The organism is Sphingobium sp. 3R8 (assembly GCF_020166615.1).
GTDB lineage: Bacteria > Pseudomonadota > Alphaproteobacteria > Sphingomonadales > Sphingomonadaceae > Sphingobium > Sphingobium bisphenolicum.
In genome coordinates this window covers 230,403-256,649 of the sequence record NZ_JAIQXR010000001.1, presented here as the reverse complement: position 1 = coordinate 256,649, position 26,247 = coordinate 230,403, and the positions used below count along the sequence as shown (strand labels likewise).

The 26,247-nt window shown below is 64.6% G+C and carries 26 protein-coding genes and 4 tRNA genes; 13 read left to right on the top strand and 17 right to left on the bottom strand.

The genetic code is table 11. The features are described from left to right. Window positions 1-31: 31 nt before the first annotated feature. The 6 genes from K9B33_RS01225 to K9B33_RS01200 form a co-directional block, all read right to left on the bottom strand. Window positions 32-412, bottom strand: coding sequence for a hypothetical protein (locus tag K9B33_RS01225; RefSeq protein ID WP_224546071.1), 381 nt, complete (start codon window positions 410-412; stop codon window positions 32-34). 5 nt (window positions 413-417) lie between these two features. Continuing rightward, window positions 418-984: an elongation factor P gene (efp, locus tag K9B33_RS01220; RefSeq protein WP_066602282.1), complete on the bottom strand. Its 567-nt coding sequence runs from the start codon at window positions 982-984 to the stop codon at window positions 418-420. Window positions 985-1,205: 221 nt separating this feature from the next. Further along, a complete protein-coding gene (locus K9B33_RS01215) occupies window positions 1,206-1,781 on the bottom strand; it encodes a M23 family metallopeptidase (RefSeq protein WP_224546069.1) in 576 nt (191 codons plus the stop codon). After that, entirely contained in the window at window positions 1,778-2,875 is a 1,098-nt protein-coding gene (locus K9B33_RS01210; RefSeq protein WP_224546068.1) for a L,D-transpeptidase, read from the bottom strand. The genes K9B33_RS01215 and K9B33_RS01210 overlap by 4 nt, the downstream gene beginning before the upstream one ends. Window positions 2,876-3,086: 211 nt before the next feature. After that, window positions 3,087-3,794, bottom strand: coding sequence for a thiamine phosphate synthase (thiE, locus tag K9B33_RS01205; protein ID WP_224546067.1), 708 nt, complete (start codon window positions 3,792-3,794; stop codon window positions 3,087-3,089). A gap of 210 nt (window positions 3,795-4,004) precedes the next feature. Continuing rightward, window positions 4,005-4,910 (bottom strand): fructose bisphosphate aldolase, encoded by a 906-nt coding sequence (locus K9B33_RS01200; RefSeq protein WP_224546282.1) that lies wholly within the window; start codon window positions 4,908-4,910, stop codon window positions 4,005-4,007. Window positions 4,911-5,173: 263 nt separating this feature from the next. Here K9B33_RS01200 and K9B33_RS01195 point away from each other — a divergent pair, with 263 nt between their 5' ends. Next, window positions 5,174-6,373, top strand: coding sequence for an MFS transporter (locus K9B33_RS01195; RefSeq protein WP_224546066.1), 1,200 nt, complete (start codon window positions 5,174-5,176; stop codon window positions 6,371-6,373). Window positions 6,374-6,393: 20 nt separating this feature from the next. Here K9B33_RS01195 and K9B33_RS01190 read toward each other — a convergent pair whose 3' ends face one another. From K9B33_RS01190 to tkt, 3 genes are all read right to left on the bottom strand, one after another. Continuing rightward, window positions 6,394-7,596, bottom strand: a complete 1,203-nt coding sequence (locus K9B33_RS01190; RefSeq protein ID WP_224546065.1) for a phosphoglycerate kinase — start codon at window positions 7,594-7,596, stop codon at window positions 6,394-6,396. A 146-nt stretch (window positions 7,597-7,742) separates the two neighbouring features. Then, complete coding sequence (gene gap, locus K9B33_RS01185) at window positions 7,743-8,753, bottom strand: type I glyceraldehyde-3-phosphate dehydrogenase (RefSeq protein WP_224546064.1); 1,011 nt, start codon at window positions 8,751-8,753, stop codon at window positions 7,743-7,745. A 43-nt stretch (window positions 8,754-8,796) separates the two neighbouring features. Further along, window positions 8,797-10,758, bottom strand: a complete 1,962-nt coding sequence (gene tkt, locus K9B33_RS01180) for a transketolase (protein ID WP_224546063.1) — start codon at window positions 10,756-10,758, stop codon at window positions 8,797-8,799. A 193-nt stretch (window positions 10,759-10,951) separates the two neighbouring features. On the opposite strand from tkt, the gene K9B33_RS01175 reads away from it, so the two are divergent. The 5 genes from K9B33_RS01175 (at window position 10,952) to aqpZ (ending at window position 13,496) form a co-directional block, all read left to right on the top strand. Further along, window positions 10,952-11,146, top strand: a complete 195-nt coding sequence (locus tag K9B33_RS01175; protein WP_224546062.1) for a hypothetical protein — start codon at window positions 10,952-10,954, stop codon at window positions 11,144-11,146. After that, a complete protein-coding gene (locus K9B33_RS01170; protein ID WP_224546060.1) occupies window positions 11,139-11,474 on the top strand; it encodes a cell division protein ZapA in 336 nt (111 codons plus the stop codon). Before K9B33_RS01175 ends, K9B33_RS01170 begins: the two co-directional genes overlap by 8 nt. Window positions 11,475-11,677: 203 nt before the next feature. After that, window positions 11,678-12,265: a 5-formyltetrahydrofolate cyclo-ligase gene (locus tag K9B33_RS01165; protein WP_224546058.1), complete on the top strand. Its 588-nt coding sequence runs from the start codon at window positions 11,678-11,680 to the stop codon at window positions 12,263-12,265. Beyond that, the gene (locus K9B33_RS01160; protein ID WP_224546057.1) at window positions 12,262-12,504 is read left to right on the top strand and encodes a DUF2842 domain-containing protein; all 243 of its coding nucleotides are present in this window, start codon (window positions 12,262-12,264) and stop codon (window positions 12,502-12,504) included. The genes K9B33_RS01165 and K9B33_RS01160 overlap by 4 nt, the downstream gene beginning before the upstream one ends. 260 nt (window positions 12,505-12,764) lie before the next feature. Then, the gene (gene aqpZ / locus K9B33_RS01155) at window positions 12,765-13,496 is read left to right on the top strand and encodes an aquaporin Z (protein WP_224546055.1); all 732 of its coding nucleotides are present in this window, start codon (window positions 12,765-12,767) and stop codon (window positions 13,494-13,496) included. An 81-nt stretch (window positions 13,497-13,577) separates the two neighbouring features. Here aqpZ and K9B33_RS01150 read toward each other — a convergent pair. From K9B33_RS01150 to K9B33_RS01135, 4 genes are all read right to left on the bottom strand, one after another. After that, a tRNA-Asp gene (locus K9B33_RS01150) sits at window positions 13,578-13,654 on the bottom strand. An 81-nt stretch (window positions 13,655-13,735) separates the two neighbouring features. Beyond that, window positions 13,736-13,812, bottom strand: a tRNA-Asp gene (locus tag K9B33_RS01145). 82 nt (window positions 13,813-13,894) lie between these two features. Next, window positions 13,895-13,971, bottom strand: a tRNA-Asp gene (locus tag K9B33_RS01140). Window positions 13,972-14,013: 42 nt separating this feature from the next. Beyond that, window positions 14,014-15,168: an AI-2E family transporter gene (locus tag K9B33_RS01135; RefSeq protein WP_224546053.1), complete on the bottom strand. Its 1,155-nt coding sequence runs from the start codon at window positions 15,166-15,168 to the stop codon at window positions 14,014-14,016. 198 nt (window positions 15,169-15,366) lie between these two features. On the opposite strand from K9B33_RS01135, the gene K9B33_RS01130 reads away from it, so the two are divergent. After that, window positions 15,367-15,822 carry a hypothetical protein gene (locus tag K9B33_RS01130; protein ID WP_390902448.1) on the top strand — a complete coding sequence of 152 codons (456 nt, stop codon included), beginning with the start codon at window positions 15,367-15,369 and terminating at the stop codon, window positions 15,820-15,822. 41 nt (window positions 15,823-15,863) lie between these two features. Here the strand turns inward: K9B33_RS01130 and K9B33_RS01125 are convergent, their stop codons facing one another. The 4 genes from K9B33_RS01125 to thyA form a co-directional block, all read right to left on the bottom strand. Continuing rightward, entirely contained in the window at window positions 15,864-17,186 is a 1,323-nt protein-coding gene (locus K9B33_RS01125) for a dihydrolipoamide acetyltransferase family protein (protein WP_224546051.1), read from the bottom strand. A gap of 5 nt (window positions 17,187-17,191) precedes the next feature. After that, on the bottom strand, window positions 17,192-18,196 hold the full coding sequence (locus K9B33_RS01120) for an alpha-ketoacid dehydrogenase subunit beta (RefSeq protein ID WP_224546278.1): 1,005 nt from the start codon (window positions 18,194-18,196) through the stop codon (window positions 17,192-17,194). A 38-nt stretch (window positions 18,197-18,234) separates the two neighbouring features. Beyond that, window positions 18,235-19,530: a 3-methyl-2-oxobutanoate dehydrogenase (2-methylpropanoyl-transferring) subunit alpha gene (locus tag K9B33_RS01115; protein ID WP_224546049.1), complete on the bottom strand. Its 1,296-nt coding sequence runs from the start codon at window positions 19,528-19,530 to the stop codon at window positions 18,235-18,237. Window positions 19,531-19,649: 119 nt separating this feature from the next. Next, the gene (thyA, locus tag K9B33_RS01110; RefSeq protein WP_224546276.1) at window positions 19,650-20,588 is read right to left on the bottom strand and encodes a thymidylate synthase; all 939 of its coding nucleotides are present in this window, start codon (window positions 20,586-20,588) and stop codon (window positions 19,650-19,652) included. 150 nt (window positions 20,589-20,738) lie between these two features. Here thyA and K9B33_RS01105 point away from each other — a divergent pair, with 150 nt between their 5' ends. From K9B33_RS01105 to K9B33_RS01080, 6 genes are all read left to right on the top strand, one after another. Further along, window positions 20,739-21,032, top strand: a complete 294-nt coding sequence (locus tag K9B33_RS01105) for a JAB domain-containing protein (RefSeq protein ID WP_224546048.1) — start codon at window positions 20,739-20,741, stop codon at window positions 21,030-21,032. Window positions 21,033-21,137: 105 nt separating this feature from the next. Continuing rightward, window positions 21,138-21,214: transfer RNA gene (locus tag K9B33_RS01100), tRNA-Pro, on the top strand. A 273-nt stretch (window positions 21,215-21,487) separates the two neighbouring features. Beyond that, window positions 21,488-23,122 (top strand): TldD/PmbA family protein, encoded by a 1,635-nt coding sequence (locus K9B33_RS01095; RefSeq protein WP_224546047.1) that lies wholly within the window; start codon window positions 21,488-21,490, stop codon window positions 23,120-23,122. A gap of 20 nt (window positions 23,123-23,142) precedes the next feature. Then, entirely contained in the window at window positions 23,143-24,480 is a 1,338-nt protein-coding gene (locus K9B33_RS01090; RefSeq protein ID WP_224546046.1) for a TldD/PmbA family protein, read from the top strand. 16 nt (window positions 24,481-24,496) lie between these two features. Beyond that, window positions 24,497-25,204, top strand: a complete 708-nt coding sequence (locus K9B33_RS01085) for a DUF4159 domain-containing protein (protein ID WP_224546045.1) — start codon at window positions 24,497-24,499, stop codon at window positions 25,202-25,204. Window positions 25,205-25,250: 46 nt separating this feature from the next. After that, the gene (locus tag K9B33_RS01080; protein WP_224546044.1) at window positions 25,251-26,240 is read left to right on the top strand and encodes an AAA family ATPase; all 990 of its coding nucleotides are present in this window, start codon (window positions 25,251-25,253) and stop codon (window positions 26,238-26,240) included. Window positions 26,241-26,247 lie beyond the last annotated feature (7 nt).

Below are 26,247 nucleotides of genomic sequence, written 5' to 3'. Positions count from 1 at the left end.
CTCCGCCGCCCCGGTGGGACGGCCTGCTGGATTATTTCTTCGGGGCGGGCCTGGCGGCCGGGGCGGCAGGGCGATAACCGCATACGCCGGCGATCACGGCCAGCATCTGCGACGGGTCTTTCCGGTCGACCTTGCCGGCATTGGCGGCGATGACCTTGTCCGTCGCCTCGCTGACCTTGGAGACCGCATTGGAATAGAGGCAGTCGAACAGCGCACTCTTGACCGGCGCTTCGACCTCGTTCGACTGGAGCGCGCTTGTGACGATGCGCAGCACATAGGCCGCACTGTCGAGTTGCGCCTTGGTCGGCGCGGCTTGCGCCTGCGCCATAGCCTGGGTGGGGACCGCGGCCGGCATGACGGCGATCGCGAGGCCAAGCGCCAACCGAGCGGCCCATGCCGTGCTGCGGTCCATAGGCATCAGTCGGCGCGCTTCACATATTCGCGGGCATAGACGTCCACGACGATGCGGGTGCCGCTGACGATGTGCGGCGGGACCATGACGCGCACGCCATTGTCGAGGATCGCGGGCTTGTAGCTGGCCGAAGCGGTCTGCCCCTTCACCACGGCGTCGGCTTCGACCACGGTCGCTTCGATCGTGTCGGGCAACTGCACGCTGATCGGACGATCTTCGTACATTTCCAGCGTCACTTCCATGCCGTCCTGCAGGAAGTCGGCCGCTTCGCCGAGTAGTTCGGCGGGCAGGTTGATCTGCTCGTAATTCTCATTGTCCATGAAGACGAGCATGTCGCCTTCGGCATAGAGATACTGGAAATCCTTGGTGTCGAGGCGGATGCGCTCGACGCTTTCGGCGGAGCGGAAACGGACATTGTTCTTGCGGCCGTCGATCAGGTTCTTGAGTTCGACCTGCATATAGGCGCCGCCCTTGCCGGGCTGGGTGTGCTGGATCTTGACGGCGCGCCACAGGCCGCCCTCATATTCGATATTGTTGCCGGGACGAATGTCCACGCCGCTGATCTTCGCCATGGGAAGAGCCTGCCTATATGTCTGAAGGTGGAAAAGAGCCGGCCTCTTGGAGGCTGGGCGCGCCTTTACAGCGGGACGAGCAGAAGGGCAAGGGGCCGGAAGTTCCGGAACTTCTCGCATATGACGCATGGCGAATTTTTCAGAGGCAAGTCGTGGAGAAACCCGACGATGGGAAAGAGCGCAGACGCCCGTCATAGCATTTCGGCGGTCTGTAGGACAGGTCAGCGGCGCACCAGCAGCGGATAGGGATTGATCGCGCGCCCGCCATACCAGGATTCGCCGGGCGTCATCGCATGGACCGCGAAATGAAGATGCGGCGCGCTCGGATCGGCGTTGCCCGTGCTGCCCACCATGGCGATGCGCTGGCCGCAGCGCAGCCCCTGCCCTTCGCGCAGGCCCGGCGCATAGCCGTCGAGATGGGCGTAATAATAGAGCAGTCGCCCGTCAGCCGAGCGCTGGTAGAGGGTGCGACCGCCGTCGTGGCTCCAGAAGATTTTTTCGACCCTGCCGTCGGCGGCGGCCAGCACCGCCCTGCCCCGCGCCGCCATGATGTCGATCGCATCATGCGGACGCGCGCCATTCGCGCGGGCCTGGGTGAAGGTGTCGGCCAGGGCCGACGCCCGCACGCCCTCGACGGGAATCAGCAACGGGCCGGCGTCCGCAGACCTGGCGGCGCGGGGCACAGGCGCGAGCACGGATGGCCCGTCCGCCGGCACGATCCGAACGCAGAAATGCGCGAAAGCAATGCAGAACAGCAGCGCCACAGCGATACTGCCCCACAGTCGCGGCCGCCTCATGCCTGGAACTTGGCCTTGATCCCGCTCTTGACCATCTGGGCCAGACGCGCCGCGTCCCAGTTGGTCAGGCGGATGCAGCCATGGCTTTCGGTACGCCCGATCGTCTGCGGTTCGGGCGTGCCGTGGATGCCATAATGATCCTTCGACAGGTCGATCCACACCACGCCGACCGGGCCGTTGGGGCCGGGTTTCAGCACCGCCTTCTCATCCTTTGAAGAGGCGTCCCAGAAAAGTTTGGGATTATAATGGAAATCGGGATTGCGGCTCACCCCCTTGATCGTCCATTCGCCCAGCGGCAGCGGGTCATGCTGCGATCCCGTCGTCACCGGAAATTGCGCGATCAGGCGGTTTTCCGCGTTATAGACCTTGAGCAGCCCTTCGGATTTGTCGACCACCAGATGGTCGGCCTGCGGCTGGTCCCTGGCCACGCCCAGGCTGGCGAGCGTTTCGCCCCAGCCGCGTTCGTCCCCCTCGATCACTGCAACCGGCTGGTTGTCGATCGCAGGCACGCGGATGGTCGTGCCGGCGCCGACCTTCGTATTGGGCGGATTGAGCGCGATCAGGGCTTCGGGCGTGGTGTGGAAGCGTTCGGCGACCTTTTCCAGCAGGTTGCGATAGGTGAGTGCGGGTAGCTTCGCCTGCTCATTGAGGTCGCCGCGCGGCAGATCGAAGAACGGACCACGGGCGAAATCGTCGGGGATCTTCACCAGATAGGTGGTCGGCCGCGGCTCCCCTTCCAGCAGGGCCGCGCTGGTCTTCTGATCGAAACTGCCGGTGATGGGCAGGTCATGCGCTTCCTGGAAACCGCGCAGCGCCGCCTTGAAGCTCATGCCGTCCTTGCCATCGAGGACGCCGGGCGAAAAACCCCAGCGGTCGAGCGCGACCTGGGCCATGAGGAAGCGATTGGGCTGCTGGGGTTTCTGCTCCGTCACGACTTCAAACGCATAGGCGTCGTTCTTTGCCGCGGACGCAGCGACGGCGCTGTTGTCGGCGGGTTGGGCCGCATTGTCCGCAGGCGCGCTGCTATTGGCATCGGTGACGCTGACATTGCAGGCGCTGCACAGCAGGGCGACGAGCAACAGATGGTTTTTCAAGGTGATCCTCTCCGTTCAGACGAGGAGAGAACGCGCGACGGGGCGGAAGGGTGCGAGGACGCAAGGCGTGATGTGGCGGATTAAGCGGTGGTAGAGGAATAGACGCACCGGTGCGCCCTTCCCCTCCACCATTCTGCGGATCGTCCCCCTTCCCAAGCAAGATCGGGGGAGAATCTTGATATCGCCCTTATCCGTACCGTGCCCGACCGGCTCAGCGTGGCGGCGGCGGCTTGCTGGCCAGAACTTCGGCAAAGGCGGCGACACCCGCCTTCGCGCCGTCGGGGTGGTTCCAGACCGCGCTGCTGACCGCCAGGAAGTCCGCGCCCGCGGCGACCAAAGGTGCGGCATTCTCCGCGGTCACGCCGCCGATCGCGACGCAGGGCAGTTCGAACAGCGTCGTCCACCAGCCCAGGATCGAGGGTTCCGCGCGGTGGAGCGTCTCTTTCGTGGTCGTCGGATAGAAGGCGCCGAACGCGACATAGTCGGCCCCCGCCTCCCCCGCTTCCATCGCCAGATGGCGGCTGTCATGGCAGGTCACGCCGATCTGCACCTTCGGCCCCAATTGTTCGCGTGCGTCGCGCGGGTCGCCATCCTCCTGCCCCAAATGGACGCCGTCTGCGCCGAGGCGCTTGGCGAGGCCGATGCTGTCATTGACGATGAAGGCGACATCCCGCTCCGCGCACAGCGCCTGGATCGGCGGGGCGAGCGCAGCGATGGCGTGATCGTCGATCCCCTTGAGCCGCAATTGAAACGCCGCGACGCTGCCGCCATCGAACGCGGCGGCGAGTTGATCGAGGAAGCAGTGGTCGATGGCCGGCGGGGAGATCAGGTAAAGCTGGCAGGCGGGGCGGAAGCCCGGTTCGAACTGGTCGGCGAAATGCGGATCGAGCGCCAGCTCTTCATCGGTGAAATCGGTCATGGGCGCTTTATAGCCATTCAGGAGGCGAGGCCAAGGGCGCTATGCTGGAATGCAATGTCCAGCCTCTCATCCGTTCGGGCTGAACCTGCCGAAGCCCCCTTCGACTGCCTGCAAGGGAAGGCGCTCACGACAGAGCTCGACAAGCTCCGGGCGAACGGAGTGTTATCAATGAAATGGCCGGGCGGACATGCGCCGCCCGGCCTTTCCCAATCAGGCCGCGACCGGCTGCTTGGCGGTCGAGGCGCCGTGGATTTCGTCGATCGCTTCGCCCAGCGACGCGTTGAACTCGTCATCAGTCATCTGGTGACGCAGATCGTTGAGCAGCGCGCGGCTGAAGCTGGCGATGATGCCGCGATTCTTGGCCAGTTCGACGCAGGCTTCGGGACGGGCGAACCCACCCGACAGGGCGACGACGCGCAGCACGGCGGGATGATCGACCAGCGGATCGAACAGGCCGGGCTTGGTCGGCAACGACAGTTTCAACATCACTTGAACACCTTCGGGCAAGGCATCGAGATTCTTGAGGATTTCCTCCAGCAAAATCTGGTCGGCTTCCGCGCGTTCGGGCGACTTGATGTTCACTTCCGGCTCGATGATCGGCATCAGACCGGCGGCGAGAACCTGTTGGCCGACTTCGAACTGCTGCGCGACCACGGCGGCGATACCTTCGCGGTTGGCAAGGTTCACGACCGAGCGTTCCTTGGTGCCGAACACGCCCAGCGCCTTCGACCGGTGCAGCAGGATGTCCAGATCGGGATTGGGCTTCATCAACTGCACGCCGTTCGCCTCATCCTCCAGACCCTTGTCGATCTTGATGAAGGGGACCACGCCGCGCTCCAGCAGCGCCTGCGGGGTCGGCTTGCCGTCGACGGTGCCGTCCATGGTGCGCTCGAACAGGATCGCGCCCAGTACCTTGTCGCCGGTGAAGGCGGGCGAGGTGATGACGCGGCTGCGCATGGCGTGGATCAGGCCGAACATTTCATCTTCGCTGGACCAGGCGTCTTCCTCCACGCCATAGCCCTTGAGCGCCTTGGGCGTCGATCCGCCGCTCTGGTCGAGCGCGGCGATAAAGCCCTCACCCGTAGCGATCTTCTGCTTCATATCCTGATCCAGCATCTGCACATACCTTCCCTTGGGCGCCGCCCCCGGCGGCACGAAATAGACTATCGGCAGACGCTCCATCATCTGCCGGCCGGGCGCGACTTTCCATTATTGTCGCCGGTCTTCGGGCTGGTAGCCAGTCCCATGCCGCACCGCAAGGGGCCTGCTGATGCCGCAGCAGGAGGGAAAGGCCCTATTCCCGCCAGCCGCGTTGCGCCGCACAATGAATCAGGCGGCGGCGGCTTGAAAGGTTGCTGCTTGCGACCCATAGGGCAGGCATGACCAGCATCCCCGCCGACAGACCCGCCGATCTCTCCCCCGCCATGATCCTCCTGATGGCGGTGGCGTGCGGCGTGATGGTCGCCAATCTCTACTATGCCCAGACGCTGATCGATGTGATCGGACCGCAGATCGGCATGTCCGCCAGTATCGCGGGACTGATTACCACGCTGACCCAGCTTGGCTATGGCGCAGGCCTGTTCCTGATCGTGCCGCTGGCGGACCTGTTCGAAAACCGGCGGATCGTGCTGACGTCGATCGCGGCGACGATCATGGGCTGCATCGCCATCGCGCTGTCCGACGGACCGAGCAGCTTTCTGGTGGCGTCCATCCTGACCGGCGTCGGCGCGACCGGCGCTCAGGTGCTGGTGCCGCTCGCCTCGCACCTCGCCGCGCCGGAGAAGCAGGGCCGCGTGGTCGGCACGGTGATGAGCGGGCTGCTGTTCGGCATCATGCTGTCGCGGCCGATCGCCAACTTTCTGGCGGGGTCGGTCGGCTGGCGGGCCACCTTCATCGTTTCGGCCGTCGTGATGGCCATGGTGGGCGTTGCGCTGCTCGCCGCCTGCCCGCGGCGCACGCCCAAGGGCGGCATGCATTATGGGGCGGTGCTGGCATCGACCTTCGCGCAACTGGTCAAGCATCGCGTCGTGCGGATGCGCGCTTTTTACCAGGCGGCGATGTTCGCGGCGTTCAACCTGTTCTGGACCGCCGCGCCGCTGGCGCTGATTCATGAATTTCACCTGGGCCATGCCGGGATCGGCGCCTTTGCGCTGGCCGGGGCGGGTGGCGCGCTGGTGGCGCCGGTGGCAGGATGGATGGCCGACCGTCGCCTGACCCGGCCCGCCTCGCTGATCGGCATGGTCGGACTGACGGCCGGCTTCCTGCTGGCCGACTGGACGGTGGCGGCGGGTAGCCTGATCGGCTTCACCATCATGGCGGTGCTGATCGACGGCGCGGTGCAGATGAGCCAGATTACTGGGCAGAAGCTGATCTTCTCGCTCGATCCCCATGCGCGCGGGCGGATCAATGCGGCCTATGTGACCGTGATGTTCCTGGTGGGCGCGCTGGGGTCGGTGATCGGATCGGTCAGCTATGAAGCGGGCGGCTGGACCGCCAGCGCCCTGGCGGGCGCGGCCATCGGCGGCGTCGCCACCCTGGCCTTCCTGCTGTTCGACCGGGGCGCCAGCATCGCGCGCTGACGCCCCATGTCGCTATCGGGTCAGGCCGTCAGCGCCTTGACGCCCGGCAGTTCCTTGCCTTCCATCCATTCGAGGAAGGCGCCGCCAGCGGTCGAGACGAAGGTGAAGTCGGCGGCCACGCCCGCATGGTTGAGCGCCGCCACGGTGTCGCCGCCGCCGGCAACCGACGTCAACTGGCCTTCCTTGGTCAAAGCTGCTGCGGTGCGGGCCAACGCCACGGTCGCGGCGTCGAACGGCGCGATCTCGAAGGCACCGAGCGGGCCGTTCCAGACCAGCGTGCGGCAGTTCTTGAGCGCATCGCCCAATGCCTCGACGGCGGCGGGGCCGACGTCTAGGATCATCTCGTCTTCCGCGACTTCATGGACGTTGCAGGTGCGCAGCGAGGGCGGGTTGGCGGCAAATTCCTTCGCCACAACCACGTCATAGGGGAGGTGGATGATGCAGCCGGCGGTTTCGGCGGCTTCGAAGATCGCCTCGGCAGTATCGCTCAGATCCTTTTCGCACAGCGACTTGCCGACATCGACGCCGCGGGCATAAAGGAAGGTGTTGGCCATGCCGCCGCCGATGATGAGATGGTCGACCTGCTTCACGAGATTGTTGAGCACGTCGAGCTTCGTCGACACCTTGGCGCCGCCGACGACGGCCGCGACCGGCTTGACCGGTTCGCCGAGCGCGGCCTGGAGCGCGTCCAGTTCCTTTTCCATCGAGCGACCGGCGAAAGCGGGCAGCTTGCGGGCCAGCCCTTCGGTCGAGGCATGGGCGCGGTGCGCGGCGGAGAAGGCGTCGTTGACGTACAGGTCGCCGATCGCCGCCATGGCGTCCACCAGAGCCGGGTCGTTCTTTTCCTCGCCTGCGTGGAAGCGGGTGTTTTCGAGGATGGCGATGTCGCCGGGGCGCATGACCGCGATGCCGTCTACGGCGGCCTCGCCCTGGCAATCGGGGATGAACTGGACTTCGCGGCCCAGTACTTGCGTCAGGGGACGGGTGATCTTCGACAGGGAAAATTCAGGGTTCTTCTGGCCCTTGGGGCGACCGAAATGGGCGAGGATCAGGACCTTGGCGCCGCGATCGGCCAGTTCCAGCACGGTCGGCATCGCCGCGCGCAGACGGGTGTCGTCGCTGACCGAACCGTCCTGCATCGGCACGTTCAGGTCTTCGCGCACCAGCACCACCTTGCCGGTGATGTCGCCCATATCGTCGAGCGTCTTGAACGGCTTGGTCATCTTTATTTCTCCTGAGCCTAAACAGACGTCATCCCAGCGAAGGCTGAGACCTCTCTCCCTTTCCCATGGTGAGGAAGAAAGCGAGATCCCAGCTTTCGCTGGGATGACGAAAAGGGCAGACTTTCGCCTGCCCTTCAACCTTGATCTTACAGAAACTTCGCGACGACGCCGGTGGTGTCGATCATGCGGTTCGAAAAGCCCCATTCATTGTCGTACCAGCTCAGCACGCGGACCAGCTTGCCATCGACCACGGCGGTTTCCAGGCTGTCAACGGTCGAGCTGCGCGGATCGCCATTATAGTCGATCGAGACCAGCGGCTCGTCCGAATAGCCCAGCACGCCCTTGAGCGGGCCGGATTCCGACGCGGCCTTGAGCAGGCTGTTGACCTCGTCCTTCGTGGTCGGGCGGCTCGGAATGAACTTCAGGTCCACGACCGAGACGTTCGGGGTCGGCACGCGGATCGACGATCCGTCCAGCTTGCCCTTCAGCTCGGGCAGAACCTCACCCACCGCGCGGGCGGCGCCGGTGGAGGTCGGGATCTGCGACAGGGCGGCGGCGCGGGCGCGGCGCATGTCGCTATGCAACTGATCCAGCGTGTTCTGGTCGTTGGTGTAGCTGTGGATCGTCGTCATGAAGCCGCTTTCGATGCCGATGGCATCGTTCAGCACCTTGGCGAGCGGGGCCAGGCAGTTGGTGGTGCAACTGGCGTTCGAAATGACGATATCGTCGGCGGTCAGCGCGTCATGGTTGACGCCGAACACTACGGTACGATCGACATTGGTGCCGGGCGCGGAAATGATCACGCGCTTGGCGCCAGCGGTCAGATGCGCACTGGCCTTGTCCTTTGTGGTGAAGATGCCGGTGCATTCCAGCGCGATTTCGACGCCCAGGTCGGCATGCGGCAGGTTAGCGGGATCGCGCTCGGCCGTCACCTTGATCTTCTTGCCATCGACAACGAGGAAATCGCCGTCCACGCTGACGTCGCCGGCCCAATTGCCATGGACGGAGTCGCGCTTGAACAGCAGGGCGTTGGACTTGACGTCGCCCAGATCGTTGATGCTGACCAGTTCGAGGTCATGGTCGGTGCGCGAGAGAATGGCGCGCGCCACCAGGCGGCCGATACGTCCGAAACCGTTAATTGCTACCTTCGTTGCCACTGCACTAGCCTCCTGAGGTGTTGTTGTTCGGTTGGTTATGAATTTAGAGCGCAGCCGCGATCTGCGGCGCGATCTTGGCGGCGGTCAGGCCGAAATGATCGTAGAGGTCTTCGGCCGGGGCCGATGCGCCGAAGCCGTCGATGCCAAAGCGCAGGCCGTCGAGGCCGGTATAGCGTTCCCAGCCGAAGGTCGTGCCGGCCTCGATCGAGACGCGCAGCACATTGGCGGGCAGGATATCGGCCTTGTAGGCGGCATCCTGCGCATCGAAATGGGCAAAGCTGGGCATGGAGACGACATCGACGCCGATGCCCTGCTCTTCCAGCGCCTTGGCGGTGGCGACGGCGATTTCGACTTCCGAACCGGTGGCGATGATCACCGCCTTGCGCGCGGCGGTGGCGGCGACAAGGCGATAGGCGCCCTTCGCCGACAGATTTTCGCTCTTTTCCGTGCGCAACTGCGGCAGGTTCTGGCGGGTCAGCGCCAGCACCGACGGGCCGGTCGCGTCCTTGAGCGCCAGTTCCCAGCATTCCGCCGTCTCAACGATGTCGGCCGGGCGATAGACGTCGAGGTTCGGGATCATGCGCATCGACATGACATGTTCGATCGGCTGGTGGGTCGGACCGTCTTCGCCCAGACCGATCGAGTCATGGGTCAGGACATGGATGACGCGCTGCTGCTGGAGCGCGGCGAGACGGATGCCGCCGCGCATATAGTCGGAAAAGACGAGGAAGGTGCCGCCATAGGGGATCACGCCGCCATGCAACGCCATGCCGTTCATCGCGCAGGCCATGCCGAATTCGCGGATGCCATAATAGACGTAACGGCCCGAATAATCGTCCTTCGTCAGCGGACCGGTCGACTTGGTCTTGGTGTTGTTGGAGCCGGTAAGATCGGCCGAACCGCCCAGCGTTTCGGGCAAGAGATCATTGATCGCACCCAGCGCCAGTTCGCTCGCTTTGCGGGTCGCGACCTTCTGCGGATTGGCGATCAGCGTGTCGATATAAGCGTCGAGCGAAAAGTCGGCGGGCAGGTCACCAGCCATGCGGCGGGTGAATTCAGCAGCCTTCTCGTCACTTGCAAGGCGGCCTTCCCACGCAGCGCGAACATCTCGGCCCTTGGCGCCGATCGCCTTCCAGGCGTCGGCAATGTCGGCCGGGATGACGAAGGGTTCGGCGGTCCAGCCGAGAAACTCGCGGGCGGCCGCGACTTCGTCGGTGCCGAGCGCCGAGCCGTGAACGCCCGATGTGCCAGCCTTGTTCGGCGCGCCATAGCCGATCTTGGTGGCGCAGGCGACGATCGAGGGGCGGCTGTCGGCAACCGCTTCGGCCAGCGCACGGCGTACGTCGGCGACGTCATGGCCATCGCACGACACGACATGCCAGCCGGTGGCGGCGTAGCGGGCGAGGACGTCTTCGCTGCTCGACAGGTCGACGGCGCCGTCGATGGTGATCTTGTTATCGTCCCACAGCACGATCAGGCGGCCAAGGTTCAGGTGACCGGCCAGACCGATGGCTTCATGGTTGATGCCTTCCATCAGGCAGCCATCGCCGGCGATCACCCAGGTGCGGTGATCGACCAGATCGTCGCCGAACTGCGCGTTCAGGTGACGCTCGGCGATCGCCATGCCGACGGCGGTGGCAAGGCCCGACCCCAGCGGGCCGGTGGTCGCTTCCACGCCCGCCAGCTCGAAATTCTCCGGGTGACCGGCGCAGGGGCTGTGCAACTGCCGGAAATTAGCGATGTCCTCGATCGTGGGGCGGGCGTAGCCGGTCAGGTGCAGCAGCGCGTAGATCAGCATCGAGCCATGGCCCGCCGACAGCACGAAGCGGTCGCGATCGGCCCATTTGGGCTGGGTCGGATCGAATTTCAGATAATCGCCGAACAGCACGGTCGCCACATCGGCCATGCCCATCGGCATCCCCGGATGACCGCTATTGGCGGCCTGCACGGCATCCATGGACAGCGCCCGGATGGCGTTGGCGAGCGACTTTTCGGAAACGGTCATGGCGGGCGGGCGTCTTTCCTGAAACATGCAAAAGACCGCGCCCGCGCGTATGCAGGCGAGTCGAGATCGCGCCCCCTTTGTCGCGTCAAGCCCCATGCGTCAACCGCAGCGGCGGCACGAAGCGTGAGAAGCCCGCTGTAATCGGCCAGAAAGACTGCTTTTGCATGGCCCCGACTTTCGCTATGGATGGACGATGGCAAGCGACCGCATGATGCAGGCGATCGGCACGCTGGAGCGTGCTGTAAGCCGGCTTGAACAGGATGTGGCGGGTCTGGTGGATACCGCCCCGGCCAACCCCCTCCCCGCTTTGGACCAGGGCGCCGCGCGCGCCGCGCTGCGATCCCTGGACGATCTGATCGACACGCTGAAAGGGCATGCCCATGGCTGAAACGACGCTGGTGATCGCCGGGCGACATTATCCGATCCGCTGCCGCGACGGGGAAGAGGCGCATCTGGGCCATCTCGCCACGCTGATCGAGGACAAGGCGCGGGTGGCGCAGCAAAGCACGCCCGGCCTGACCGAGGTGCGCACCCTGCTGTTCGCCGCGCTGTTCCTGGCCGACGAGTTGAACGACCTGAAACGCGAAGTGGCGGGACGGCAGACCCGCCTGCCGCTGGATGGCGACGACGAACCGAGCGCCCGCGCGATCGAAGCGTTGGCCGGGCGGATAGAAAAGCTGCGCGACCGGCTTGCCGCCCGGACCGCGAACGCCTAGATTGGTGGAGACGGGTTCTGCCTGGTACGAGCTTTAGCGAACATCCCTGAGGCGATAATCACATCCAAGGGGGCTGTCCCTGGGCGGGCTCCGGCCCGATCTACATGGTCCCCACCTGACGTTGAGGCGTCAGAGGATATTCCAGCACACGGCCAAGGCGGTCCCGTCACCCTCCCCCGCCCCGCTTCTTCCAGAAGGCCATGATGAGCGACGACACCCCCGCCGCCGACAAGACGGCATTGCGCGCGATCGCACGGCAGCGCCGAACCAATTTCGTCGCCGCGCTCGACCCGCTCGCGCATCGGCTGGCGTTCAAGGCGATCCCGTCGCCATTGGCGCGCCGGATCGCCGATGCGCAGGTCGTGGCGCTCTACATGGCGGTCGATGACGAAGCCCCGGCCCAGCGCATGGCGGCGCAGTTGCAGGCGCTGGACAAGACCGTGGCGCTGCCGCGGGTGCTCGACCGGCTGGGCAGCATGGATTTCCTGGTCTGGCAGCCCGAAGATCAACTGGTGCCCGGTCCGTTCCGCACCAGCCACCCCGAACCGGGCGACGGGCCGGTGACGCCCGACGTCATCGTCGCGCCGCTGGTCGGGTTCGACCGGGCGATGAACCGGCTGGGCCAGGGCGGCGGCTATTATGACCGCGCCTTCGCCCGTTTCCCCGATGCGCTGCGGGTCGGTATCGCCTGGTCCGCGCAGGAGATCGACACCCTGCCCGCCGACCCGTGGGATCTGCCGCTGGACATCATCATGACCGAAGTCGAACTGATCGAAGGACCGGAACTGTGAGCATCGACCCGCGCCATTACCACCAGCCGAGCTGGCGCAAGCCCGTAGGGATGTTCGCGATCGTGGGGCTGATCGCGCTGTGGGCGGTGCTGGTGGGCAGCCTGTCGGGCCTGATCGGCGCGCTGCCGATGTGGGCGCAGGCGCCCATCTATGTCGTGCTGGGGATCGTGTGGATCTGGGTGCTGCCGCTCAGGCGGTTGCTTGCCTGGATGGAAACCGGGCGCTGGCGCCGCGGATAGGCAGTGACAGGCCCTGCATTTCACGATATCCCGATATCGTTGAGGGGCCGTAACGGGTAATCCCGCTGTTCCGGGACAGGTTTCGGCGCTTCCGAATTGGGGGACGAAGGCATGTCCATGCGTCGGCCAGCTTTGCGTGGCGCTCCAGCCGGGGCGACCATCCTTCATGTCGATATTTTCCTGAAATCCCCGGGCGGCGCCACCCCGCACCGGACCCAGACCATGCCGGTGGCGGGAATATCCCTTCACAGGAGGATGCTATGGTTCCGTTGGGCAAGAGACTTTTCGCCGAAGCATTCGGCACATTCTGGCTGGTCTTCGGTGGTTGCGGCAGCGCGGTGCTGGCGGCGGGCTTCCCGGATGTCGGCATAGGCCTGCTGGGCGTCAGCCTGGCTTTCGGCCTCACCGTCCTGACCATGGCCTATTCGATAGGTCATATTTCCGGCTGTCATCTCAATCCCGCGGTGACCGTGGGCCTGTGGGCCGGGGGCCGCTTCCCCGTGCGCGACATCGCTCCCTATGTCGTCGCCCAGCTGGTGGGTGCGGTCATCGCGGCGGCGCTGCTGCTGTACATCGCCAGCGGCCAGCCGGGCTATGCGCTGGCCGGCAATGGCCTGGCGGTGAACGGCTTCGGGCCGCTGTCGCCCGGCGGCTATGCGCTGGGATCAGGGCTGGCGATCGAAGCGGTGCTGACCTTCGGCTTCCTCATCATCATCCTGGGATCGACCGACAGCCGCGCGCCCGCCGGATTCGCGCCGATCGCGATCGGGCTGGCGCTGACTCTCATCCACCTCATCAGCATCCCGGTCACCAACACATCGGTCAATCCGGCGCGCAGCACCGGCCCGGCCCTTCTGGTCGGTGGCATGGCGCTGCAACAACTATGGCTGTTCTGGCTGGCCCCGATGATCGGCGCGCTGGTCGCCGGCGGCGCCTATCGCTGGCTGGCGGAAGAGCCGCTCGCACCAGCTATCGTGGGCGAGAATCTGTAAAATTGTCTGGGTCGGGCCGGGGCCGATGGCGTCGGCCCGATCATGTTACGCGATAGCGCCACTCCCGGTCGGAACGGGGAATGGCGCGAGTGACGGGGCTCGAACCCGCGACCTCCGGCGTGACAGGCCGGCACTCTAACCAACTGAGCTACACCCGCGTAAGGCGCTTGCATGTTTTCCGGCCCGAAAGCCGCCAGATGATGCAAATCTGGGAGAAATCACCCTCCCGTCAGGGAGAGTGGCGCGAGTGACGGGGCTCGAACCCGCGACCTCCGGCGTGACAGGCCGGCACTCTAACCAACTGAGCTACACCCGCGCAGGGTGGCATCTTTCGTGATCTTGCCGATCACCAGACGATGCTGCCTGGAACACCATTTCCACCTTCCTGTCAGGGAAAGTGGCGCGAGTGACGGGGCTCGAACCCGCGACCTCCGGCGTGACAGGCCGGCACTCTAACCAACTGAGCTACACCCGCGTTTGGTGTGGAAGCGCCGTCTATGAGCGTCCGCCGATGCTGTCAACCGTCCGCAACGGGACTTTCCTCTTTCTCGTCATTTTCTTTGCGCGGGGCGACCGTCAACGTCCCCTGCTCGAACAGGAAACCGGCAATATCGGGGGTTCCGGCCGCCGACACCACGGTCTGGATGATGATGAGCAGAGGCACGCCGAGCAACGCGCCGGGCGTACCCCATACCCAGCCCCAGAAGGCCAGCGAGACGAGAATCAGCAGCGGGTTCATCGTCAGCCGCCGGCCCAGCAGCATCGGCGTAACGACATTGGCCTCCACCAGGTGAAAACCGACCTGCAATGCCGCCGGCAGCAGCGCGACATAGACGTCGTCGAACACCATCAGGCCGCCCAGTCCAAGCAGCATCGCCGCCAGCATCGGCCCGAAATAGGGAATGAAGTTCAGCAGCGCGACGATGCCGCCCCACATCAGCGGAGACGGCATGCCGATCAGCCACAGCGCGAAGGCGATGGCCAGGCCCAGGCACAGGTTGATGGTGGCGATGGTGATGACATAGGCCGACGTCGCATCGACCATATTCTGGATCACCCGGGCCACCGCCATGGCGCCGTCGAAGCTGCCACGGCTGTTGATCGTGCGGCGTCGCAACCGGGTCCAGCCCGCCAGGAAGAAATAGATGATGAGCAGCGCGAACACCATCTGGATGATCGCCGAGGGAGCGGAGGTGGCGGCGAATTGCAACAGCGACCGCGGTGCATCGACCGCGGCCGTCTGCGCCGCCGCAACCGGCCCGTTGGCCACCATCCGCACCGTTTCGTCGACGAAGCGCTGAAGATTGGCGTAGAAGTCGATCAGCGGGGCGAGGTTCGCCTGAATCTGCGGCAGGCGCTGGGGCAGGATGCGGAACCAGTCGGTCGCCGGCACCACGATCAGCACCAGCGCGGTATTGGCGACGACGAGAAAGCCGATCATCGCGATCAGCGCCGCCAGCCCCGACGGCAACCCGCGCCGCTCCATCCATTCCAGCAACGGCACCAGCGCGATGGCGATGACCAGTGCGGCGGTCAGCGGCAGGAAAAATTCCGCCCCCGCGCGCAGGGCGAAGGGCAGCGCCAGGATCAGGCCGATGCCCGACGTCAGCGCGATCGACGCGAGCAGCCGGTCGCGACGCCGGTTGACCTCTTGCTGCTCATTCATGGTCACGCGCGGTCGATTCCCTTTTCGTTCCCGTCCGATGTGCGCCGCCCGCGGTGCAGCGTCAATTTACAAAGGGCGTCATCGCCCCAACATGAGCGGAAAAGGCGGGCTTAACCAAATATTTGCGCGCCCTCGCTAATCACGGCCGCAGGGGACGCAAGAACGGGGAAGAGAATGACGCGGATGCTTTGGGCTCCGGTTCCTATGGCGCTGGCTGTGGCGACGGGCCTGATGGCCGCGCATCCTGCCACCGCGCAGCCGGCGATCCGGCTGGGCACGCAAATGTTCGTGGAGCGCGTATCGACCGACATCAACGGCCGCCCGCGCCGGACATTGGAGAGCGCCGACCGGGTCGGCCCCGGCGACACGCTGATCGTGATCGTCCATTGGCGCAATGATGGCGCCCAGCCCGTGCGCGACTATGCCGTCACACGCGCGGTGCCGCACGGCACCCGCCCGGACATCAGCGATCCCCATATGCAGGTGTCGGTCGATGGTGGCGGCCATTGGGGCCGGCTGGACCAGCTCTGGCTGCCGACCCCGCTGGGCGGCGTGCGTCGGGCCGTGGCGGAGGATGTCACCCATATACGCTGGCAACTGCCCGAAGCCGTGCCGCCAGGCCGGGCCGGACGATTAAGCTATCGCGCGGTCATGCGGTAGGGAACCGGGCGACGCCGACGCCGCCCGGTCCGTCATGCCGATCAGTCCACGAACAGGAAGGCCGGCGCCTCCAGCAGCTTGCGCACCGCCTGGACGAAGCTCGCCGCATCCCAGCCATCGACCACGCGGTGGTCGCAGCTGATCGACAGGTTCATCAGCTTCGCCGCAACGATCTCCTTGCCCTTGAATACAGGACGTTCGATCACGCGGTTGGGGCCGATGATCGCGACTTCGGGCCGGTTGATGACCGGCGTGGTGGCGATCCCGCCAAGCGGACCCAGGGAAGTGAGCGTCAGGGTGGAGCCGGACAGTTCCTCCGACTTCGCCTTGCCGCTGCGCGCGGCGTCGGCCAGTCGGCGGATTTCGCTCGCCAGTTGCCAGACATTGCGGTCCTGCGCGTCGCGGATCACCGGCACCATCAGCCCCGAATCGGTCTGCGTCGCCATCCCCAGATGCACCGACCCATGGCGCGTGACCACGCCCGCTTCGTCATCATAGCGGGCGTTGAGCATCGGGAAGTCGGGCAGCGCCTTGCACAGCGCCACGATCAGCAGCGGCAACATGGTCAGCTTGGGCCGGTCTCCGCGGTTCGCATTGAGCTGCTCGCGCAGATCCTCCAGCGCAGTGACGTCAATTTCCTCGACATAGGTGAAGTGGGGAATGGCGCGCTTGGACGCGGCCATATTCTCCGCGATGCGGCGGCGCATGCCGATGACCTTGACCTGCTCGTCGGCGCGTTTCGCCGATCGTCCCGCGGGGCGATAGCCCTGCCCCTGGCCATAGAGCAGATAGGCGTCGAGGTCAGAATGGCGGACATGGTCGCCGGACGGCTTCACCTGGGCGAGATCGACGCCCAATTCCCTGGCGCGCGCGCGGACGGCGGGCGACGCGAGGACAGGTTCTTCTCCCCTCCGGTTGGGGGTGGGTGCCGCCGCAGGCGGCTCCGGCGTTTCGACGGCGGAAGGCTGGCGATGCTCGCCATCCACCCCCGGCCCTTCAAACGAGGCACGTGACTCGTTTGAACTTCCAGGAAGGGGAGTTTCTGTTGCCTCGATCACCGCCTCGCCCGGCGTTTCCGCCTCGATCGTCTCCACCGATGGCGGCGGCACGGCGGCGGCTTCGCCTTCCACCTCGATCTCCACCAGCATGGCGCCGATAGAGATCTGGTCGCCCGGCTCGCCGGCCAGACGCACCACGGTGCCCGCAACCGGGCTTTCCATCTCGACCGTCGCCTTGTCGGTCATCATGTCGGCGATCGGCTGGTCTTCCTCGACCCGATCGCCGACCTTGACGTGCCAGCCGACGACCTCCGCCTGTGCGATGCCTTCGCCGATGTCCGGCAGCTTGAACGTGAACAGCGCCATGACCCTTAGTCCTTCATGATCTTGTTGATGGCTTCGCGGATACGCACCGGCCCGGGGAAATAGGCCCATTCCAGGCTGTGCGGATAGGGCGTGTCAAAGCCGGTGACGCGCTCGATCGGCGCTTCGAGATGGTAGAAGCAACGCTCCTGCACCTGAGCGAGCAATTCCGCGCCGAAACCGCTGGTTCGCGTCGCCTCATGCACGATCAGGCAGCGGCCGGTCTTCTTCACCGACGCCTCGATCGTGTCGATGTCCAGCGGAACCAGACTGCGCAGGTCGACGATCTCCGCGTCGATGCCCAGCGTCGCGACCACATTCTCGACGACATGGACCATCGTGCCGTAGCAGAGGACGGTCAGCGCGCCGCCTGCCCGCGCGATCCGCGCCTTGCCCAACGGGATGCGGTAATAGCCGGTCGGCACCTGCGCATCGGCATGACCGGCCCAACTGGTCGCCGGCGTATCATAATGGCCGTCGAACGGGCCGTTATAGATGCGCTTGGGCTCGAAGAATAGGGTCGGGTCATTATCCTCGATCGCGGCGATCAGCAGTCCCTTGGCATCATAGGGCGTGGACGGGATCACCGTCTTGATCCCCGAACAATGGGTGAAGATGCCCTCGGGCGACTGGCTGTGGGTCTGGCCACCGAAAATGCCGCCGCCGAAGGGCGACCGGACCGTCATCGGGGCGATGAACTCGCCCGCCGAGCGGTAACGCAGCCGCGCGGCTTCGGACACGAGCTGGTCGAGCGCGGGATAGATATAGTCGGCGAACTGGATTTCCGGCACCGGGCGCAGGCCATAGGCGCCCATGCCCACGGCCACGCCGATGATCCCGCATTCGGTAATCGGCGTATCGAACACGCGGTTCTTGCCATATTTCGCCTGAAGGCCCGCGGTGGCGCGGAAAACGCCGCCGAAAAAGCCGACATCCTCGCCCATCACGACCACGGTCGGGTCACGCTCCATCATCACGTCCATGGCGCTGTTGATCGCCTGGATCATGTTCATGTGGATGGTGTCGGCAGTTTCCTGTGTCATGACTTCGCTCACAGTCCTGCCGCCTTCCATTCGTCCAGCATCTGCTGCTGCTGTTCCTTGAGGTGCCGGGGCATCTCTTCGAACACATCCTCGAACATGCTCTCCATCGGATGGTGGAGGCCGTGGCCCAATATGCCGTTCTTCTCCGCCTCGCGCGCAGCGTCGCGGACCAGTTCGGCCAATTCCTTGTCCATCGCGGCGTGACGATCCTCGTCCCAGATGCCCAAGCCGATGCAATGGGCTTTGAGCCGCGCGATCGGATCGCCCAGCGGCCAGAGGCTGCTTTCCTCGGCAGAGCGATAGGCGGTCGGATCGTCCGATGTGCTATGCCCTTCGACGCGATAGGTGAAATGCTCGATAAGGGTCGGCCCGGCATTGGACCGCGCCCGATCGGCGGCCCAGCGCGTCGCGGCATAGACGGCGAGGATGTCGTTGCCATCGACCCGCAGGCCGGCGATGCCATAGCCCACGGCGCGTGCGGCGAAGGTGGTCGACTCGGCTCCGGCAAAACCTGAAAAGCTACTGATAGCCCATTGGTTGTTCACGACATTCATGATGACGGGTGCGCGATAGACGCTGGCGAAGGTACAGGCCGAGTGGAAATCCCCTTCCGCCGTCGATCCTTCGCCGCACCAGGTCGCGGCGATGCGCGTGTCGCCGCGCGCGGCGCTGGCCATCGCCCAGCCCACCGCCTGCGGATATTGGGTGGTAAGGTTGCCGGAGATGGAGAAGAAGCCCGCGTCCCGCGCCGAATACATGATCGGCAACTGACGGCCCTTCAGCCGGTCGCCCTTGTTGGAATAAATCTGGTTCATCATGTCGACCAGCGGCCAGTCGCGCGCGAGCAAAATCCCCTGCTGGCGATAGCTGGGAAAGCACATATCGTCGCGCGACAGGGCCAGCGCCGCGCCGATCGACACCGCCTCTTCACCCGTCGATTTCATGTAGAAGCTGGTCTTGCCTTGGCGCTGGGCGCGGAACATGCGTGCGTCGAAGGCGCGGGTCAGCGCCATGGTGCGGAGCATCCGCAACAGCGTTTCGGGCGGGAGCTTGGGGTTCCAGGCGCCCACCGCCGCGCCATCCTCATCCAGCACGCGAATCAGCCCATAGGCCATGTCGCGCATGGCGTCGGGCTGCGCCGCCTCGTCCGGGCGGGGCGCCGCATCGGCGGCGGGAATGTCGAAATGGGTGAAGTCGGCGCTTTCGCCGGGCCGCGCGGGCGGCTCGGGCACGTGCAGGCGCAGCGGCGGCAGATTACGCCCTGGCTGCCCCTCAATACCGCCTGATCCGGTCGGATCGCTCATCCTGCCTCCTATGATGCATTGCAATAATCTTGCTTGACGCAATTATTAAATTACAACGCCACAAAAGGCAAGCCTTCCTTACCCATTTTCCTTTTACTACTGTCCGGCTCGCTGTCTCGTCAGATAGCCACCGGCGCGGAAATATGGGCCTGTGGCGCATAATCAAGGACATCGAAATCCTCGATCCGATAATCGAAAATACTCGAAGGCCGCCGATTGATCCGCAATTTGGGTGTGCCGGATGGGATTCGATCCATCTGCTCTTCCACCAGCGCGGCATGGTTCAGATAGAGATGGACGTCGCCGCCCTGCCAGACCACCTCGCCCGGTTCCAGATCGCACTGCTGCGCCAGCATCCGGGTGATCATCGAGAGGCCGAAAATATTGAAGGCGAAGCCCAGGCCAAGGTCGCAGCTACGCTGGAACAACAAGCCGTTGAGCTTGCCGTCCGACACCTGGAACTGATAGGTCATATGGCAGGGCGGCAACGCCATCTGCGCCACTTCCGCCACGTTCCAGCCGGTGAACAGCAGGCGGCGCGAGCCGGGAGCGACGCGAATCGCCTGCACCAGATCGGCGATCTGGTTATGGCCCTGATCCGCCTTTCGATAGAGTCCGTCGCCGACCGCCTCATAGCGCGGCCAGTTCACCCATTGCGCGCCATAGACCGGACCCAGATCGCCCCATTGCCGGGCGAAATCATCGTCGCCGACGATCCGCATTTCGAACGTGTCGCGGTCTATATCCTCGCCGGTCGCCTTGCGATAGGCGTCGAGCGGCCAGTCGGTCCAGATATGCACGCCCTGCCGCACCAGTTCGCGGATATTGGTGTCGCCGGTCAGAAACCACAGCATCTCGCGCGCCGCGACCTTCCAATAGACCCGCTTGGTGGTCAGCAGCGGCACCGCATCATTGGCCAGCGAGAATCGCATCGTCGCACCCAGGATCGAGCGGGTGCCGACCCCGGTGCGATCGACCCGTTCGTCGCCATGCCGCCAGATATGCCGCATCAGGTCCAGATATTGCTGCTCATAATGGGGCACGGACGAGGAAGGCATGTCGGTCAAGGCGGGTTCCTGCGAATGGATATAGCCCGATGCTTTAGCCCATGACGGCGGCCGCGCCAATCGGACCGGGATATGCAATCACCGTCCGAAAGGGTTCTTGTTCCGCTGCCCCCCGGATGGCGATCGCGGCATCCTGCACGCATGGAGGACGAACTGGCGATCGCGATTCTGGATGGCGCCTGGCGACCGCAACGCCTGCTGACGCTGCGCCAGGATTGGCATGGCGTGCTGCACCACCTGCTGAGAGACGAAGGCAGCTGGGTCGCCCTGATCCAGCGACGCGGCGGCCATGCGTCACACCTGCCCTGCTGGCGCGATGTCGCCCTGACGCGAACCATTGCGCGTCGTTTGCGGCCGCTGGAGATCCGGCTGGCCGATCACTTGATCCATGCGGGCGAAAGCCGCTTCAGCTTCCGCGCGGCAGGGCTTCTCTAACCACTGCAAAAAAAGCGTCATTGCCCGCTTGCCAGTCCGGAAAGCCCCCTCTATAGGCCCACTCCTGCCTTACGGGGCCGCCCACAAAGCGGCTTCGGCATCGGTCGGGGAATAGCTCAGCCTGGTAGAGCACTGTCTTCGGGAGGCAGGGGCCGGAGGTTCGAATCCTCTTTCCCCGACCACATTTTCATAGTCAGATATGACGATATATCAGCGGGATGGCATAGCCTTCTCCGCCGATTTGTCGTGCCTGTGCGGCTTTTGGCAGCGAGTATTTTTCGACAGATGACATCTGTCGAAAGCATAGTCCGCCTTCTTGTGCATCCGTAAAAGATGTTTGACCCCGCCGGTCCGGACGGCGATGATCCACCTTATCAAGCCGATACGGCCGCAAACCGTGATCCACATATAATCCGACCCGCGTCCTGCGGGCATAGTCAGGCGGGAGACAAGCCTTGCACAGACGCGATTTTCTGGCCTTTGGCGCCGCGGGCGCAGGAGGACTCCTTCTCCCATCCATGTTCGGCAAGGTGATTGCCGCCGAGGAACTGAACAGCGCCATCGACGTGGCGGTGAAGAAGGCACTGGCCGACGCCGCGATGAACGCGGCCAAGAGCGCGGGCGCATCCTATTGCGACGTGCGGGTCGGTCGCTATCTGCGCCAGTTCGTCATCACCCGCGAACGCAACGTCGAAAATGTGGTGAACACCGAATCGACCGGCGTGGGAATCCGCGTGATCGCCAATGGCGCCTGGGGCTTTGCCGCCACCAACGAGATGACCAAGGAAGCCGTCGCCAAGGCCGCGGGCCAAGCCGTCGCCATCGCCAAGGCCAATGCGCCGGGCCAGAGCGCGCCGGTCCAGCTCGCCCCGGTGACGGGCGTGGGCGAGGTCAGCTGGCGCACGCCGATCGTCAAGAACAGCATGACCGTGCCGATCAAGGACAAGGTCGACCTGCTGATGGGCGTGAATGCCGCGGCGCTGGACGCCGGAGCCAGCTTCATCCGTTCCATCCTGTTCCTGGTGAACGAGCAGAAATATTTCGCCAGCACCGACGGCAGCTATATCGACCAGGACGTGCATCGCATCTGGGCGCCGATGGAAGTCACCGCGGTCGACAAGGCGAGCGGCAAGTTCCGCGTGCGCGAAGGCCTGTCGGCGCCGATGGGGCTGGGCTATGAATATCTGGACGGGGCGGCCAGCGGCAAGACCGTGCTGCCCAATGGCGTCACCGTCTATGGCCAGTCCTATGATATGAAGGAAGACGCCGTCGCCGCCGCCAAGCAGGCGATGGCAAAGATCAAGGCGCCTTCGGTCAAGCCCGGCAAATATGATCTGGTGCTCGACCCGTCGCATACCTGGCTGACGATCCACGAGTCGGTCGGCCATCCGCTCGAACTCGACCGCGTGCTGGGTTACGAAGCCAATTATGCCGGCACCAGCTTCGCCACGATGGACAAGCTGCAAAGCCATTTCCAATATGGCAGCGACAAGGTGAACATCGTCGCCGACAAGACCCAGCCGGGCAGCCTGGGCGCCGTGTCCTATGACGACGAAGGCGTGAAGACCAAGAAGTGGGATCTGATCCGCGACGGCAAGCTGGTCGGCTATCAGGCGATCCGCGACCAGGCCCATATCGAGGGCAAGGCCGCGTCGGACGGCTGCGCCTATGCCGATAGCTGGTCCAACGTGCAGTTCCAGCGCATGGCCAATGTCAGCCTGGAGCCGGGCAAGGCCAAGATGAGCGTCGCCGACATGATTTCCAATGTCGAGGATGGTATCTACATCATCGGCGACGGCAGCTTTTCGATCGACCAGCAGCGCTATAACGCCCAGTTCGGCGGGCAGCTCTTCTACGAGATCAAGCAGGGCAAGATCACCCAGCAGATCGAGGATGTCGCCTACCAGATCCGCACGCCCGAATTCTGGAACGGGTGCGCCGGGGTATGCGACGCCAGCGATTATCGCCTGGGCGGCTCCTTCTTCGACGGCAAGGGCCAGCCGGCACAGGTTTCGGCCGTGTCGCACGGATCGTCGACCGCGCGCTTCAACGGCATCAACGTCATCAACACCGCCCGTTCGCTCGGCTGATCGGTTAGGGAGACAAAGATATGAGCATCCTTTCCGAAGCACAGGCCAAGACGATCCTGACCAAGGTCGTGGGCTTTTCCAAGGCGGACGAATGCACCGCCCAACTGATCGGCGCGATCCGCGGTAATGTTCGCTTCGCGCGCAATGACGTGTCCACCGCGGGCATCACCGACAATATCGAACTGTCCGTGCAGGTCGCGTTCGGCAAGCGCGTCGGCACCGCGACGATCAACCAGTTCGACGACGCCGCGCTGGAGCGCGTGGTGCGCCGCGCCGAGGAGCTGGCCAAGCTGGCCCCGGAAAATCCGGAATTCATGCCGGCGCTGCCCAAGCAGACCTATATGAAGACCGATACGTTCAGCGCATCGACGGCGGGTATCGACGCGGCCTATCGCGCCAAGGTAGCGACCGATTCGATCGGCCCCTGCCGCGCCGAGAAGCTGATCGCGGCAGGCTATCTGGAGGATCAGGCGGGCTTCGTCGCCTTCCTGAACAGCAAGGGCAATTACGGATACCAGACGTCGACCAGTTCCGACTATACCTGCACCGTCCGCACCGAGGATGGGCGCGGGTCGGGCTGGGTCGGGCATAATGTGCAGGACGTCGCGACCTTCAACGCGGGCGAGGATATTCGCGTCGCCATGCGCAAGTCGAGCGCGTCGGCCGAGGCCAAGGCATTGGAACCGGGCAAATATACCGTGATCCTGGAACCGGCGGCGGCGGCCGGGCTGGTCGCCTTCATGATGTTCTTCTTCGACGCACGATCGGCCGATGAAGGCCGCAGCTTCCTGTCGAAAAAGGGCGGCGGCAACAAGCTGGGCGAGCAGGTCTATGGCCCGCAGGTCACGATGTTCACCGACCCCGCCTATCCCGGCGCGGCGGTGCTGCCCTGGGACGATGGCGACAACCTGCCGCGCAAGAAGCTGCCGATCATTCAGAACGGCAAGCTGGTGAACATGAATTACAGCCGTTTCTGGTCGCAAAAGCAGGGCAGGCCGGAACAGGCGCAGTTCGGCAACGTCATCATGGAAGGCGGCACCAAGTCGACCGCCGACCTGATCCGCACCACCGAACGCGGCATATTGGTGTCGCGCACCTGGTATATCCGCATGGTCGATCCGCAGACGGTGCTGCTGACCGGCCTGACCCGCGACGGCACTTTCTATATCGAAAATGGCCAGATCAAATATCCGGTGAAGAATTTCCGCTTCAACGAAAGCCCCGTCATCATGCTCAACAATGTCGAGGAGTTCGGCAAGCCGGTGCGGGTGAAGAGCGACGAATCGGACATGGTCATGGTGATCCCGCCGATGAAGCTGCGCGACTTCACGTTCACCTCGCTGTCGGACGCGGTGTGAGGTCGACGCCCAAGGCATGACGCGCAGCGACTTTCTCCGGTTGATGGCGGGCGGTCTGGCCAGCGGGTTGCTGGCCCGGCCGTTCGCCGCCGCCGCGGCAGCCGGGGGGTATGATTTCTGGTTCACGCGGTTGCGATACGACTCGGGCGACTGGGACGTCGATCAGCGAACGCCGTCGAACATCGTCACATCGCTGATCGACTATACGACGCTGCGCGTGGACCCGAAGGAGCATGTGGTGGCCCTGTCGGACCCCAAGATGCTGACCGGGCCCTTCTGCTACATGGCGGGGCACAAGCTGGTCGAATTTTCGGCGGCCGAACGCCGCAATTTCGAACGCTATGTCCGCAATGGCGGCTTCGTGATGGTCGACGATTGCAACCATGACATAGACGGCCTGTTCGCCCGCTCGTTCGAGGCGCAAATGGCGAAGATTTTCGGGCCGAAGGCGTTGAAGACGCTGCCCAAGAGCCATGGCCTCTACCGCAGCTTCTTCAAATTCGATGATGGGCCGCCCAACACCGGACTGGAACTCAATGGCTGGGGCGACGATCTGGTCCACGACTATCTGAAAGGGATAGAGGTGAACGGTCGGCTGGGCGTTCTGTACAGCAACAAGGATTATGGCTGCGAATGGGATTATGACTGGCGCAACAAGCGCTTCCTGGCCGAGGACAATACGAAGTTCGCGGTCAATATCGTGATGTATGCGCTGTCGGTGTGACAGCCCCCTTCCCCGTTCCCGCCATTCGTCCATCAAGGGACATGACATGACCGAAATTACCGAAGCCGAAATCCAGGCCCGTCTTGCGCGATTGACCCAATTGCGCGCGGGGATCGGGCAGGCGATCGTCGGTCAGGCCGATGTGGTGGAGCAATTGCTGATCGGCCTGCTGGCGGGCGGCCATTGCCTGCTGGAAGGCGTGCCGGGGCTGGGCAAGACACTGCTGGTGCGGTCGCTGGGCGACGCGTTGAAGCTCGATTTCCGCCGCGTCCAGTTCACCCCCGACCTGATGCCCAGCGACATATTGGGCACCGAATTGCTGGAGGAGGATCATGGCACCGGCCATCGCAGCTTCCGCTTTCAACAAGGGCCGGTCTTCACCAACCTGCTGCTGGCCGACGAACTTAACCGGACCCCGCCCAAGACGCAGGCGGCGCTGCTGGAGGCGATGCAGGAAAAGACGGTCAGCTATGGCGGCGTGACGCATCAACTTCCCAAGCCTTTCTTCGTGCTGGCGACGCAGAACCCGCTGGAGCAGGCCGGCACCTACCCCCTGCCCGAAGCGCAACTCGACCGCTTCCTCCTCCATGTCCGCGTCGATTATCCGACCGAAGCGGAAGAACGCGCGATCCTGGCCCAGACCACCGGGGCGACGGCTGGCATGGTCCCGATGGTCATGGAGGGCGAGGAGGTGCTGGCGCTCCAGCGGCTGGTGCGCGACGTGCATTTCAGCGACGACCTGCTCCATTGGGTGACGCGGATCGTGCGCGCGAGCCGCCCCGGCGACGGCGCACCGGAAGATATCCGCAAATATGTGAAATGGGGCGCAGGGCCGCGCGCCGGCCAGTCGCTGATCCTGTGCGCCAAGGCGCGCGCGCTGCTGCATGGTCGTCTGGCCGCAACGCGCGAGGATATCGCCGCGCTCGCCGCGCCGGTGATGCGCCATCGCCTGTTGCTGTCCTTCGCCGCCGAAGCGGAGGGGCGCAGCGCCGACGACGTGGTCGCCGCCCTGATCCGCGCCGTGCCGCTCGCCTGAACCCGGC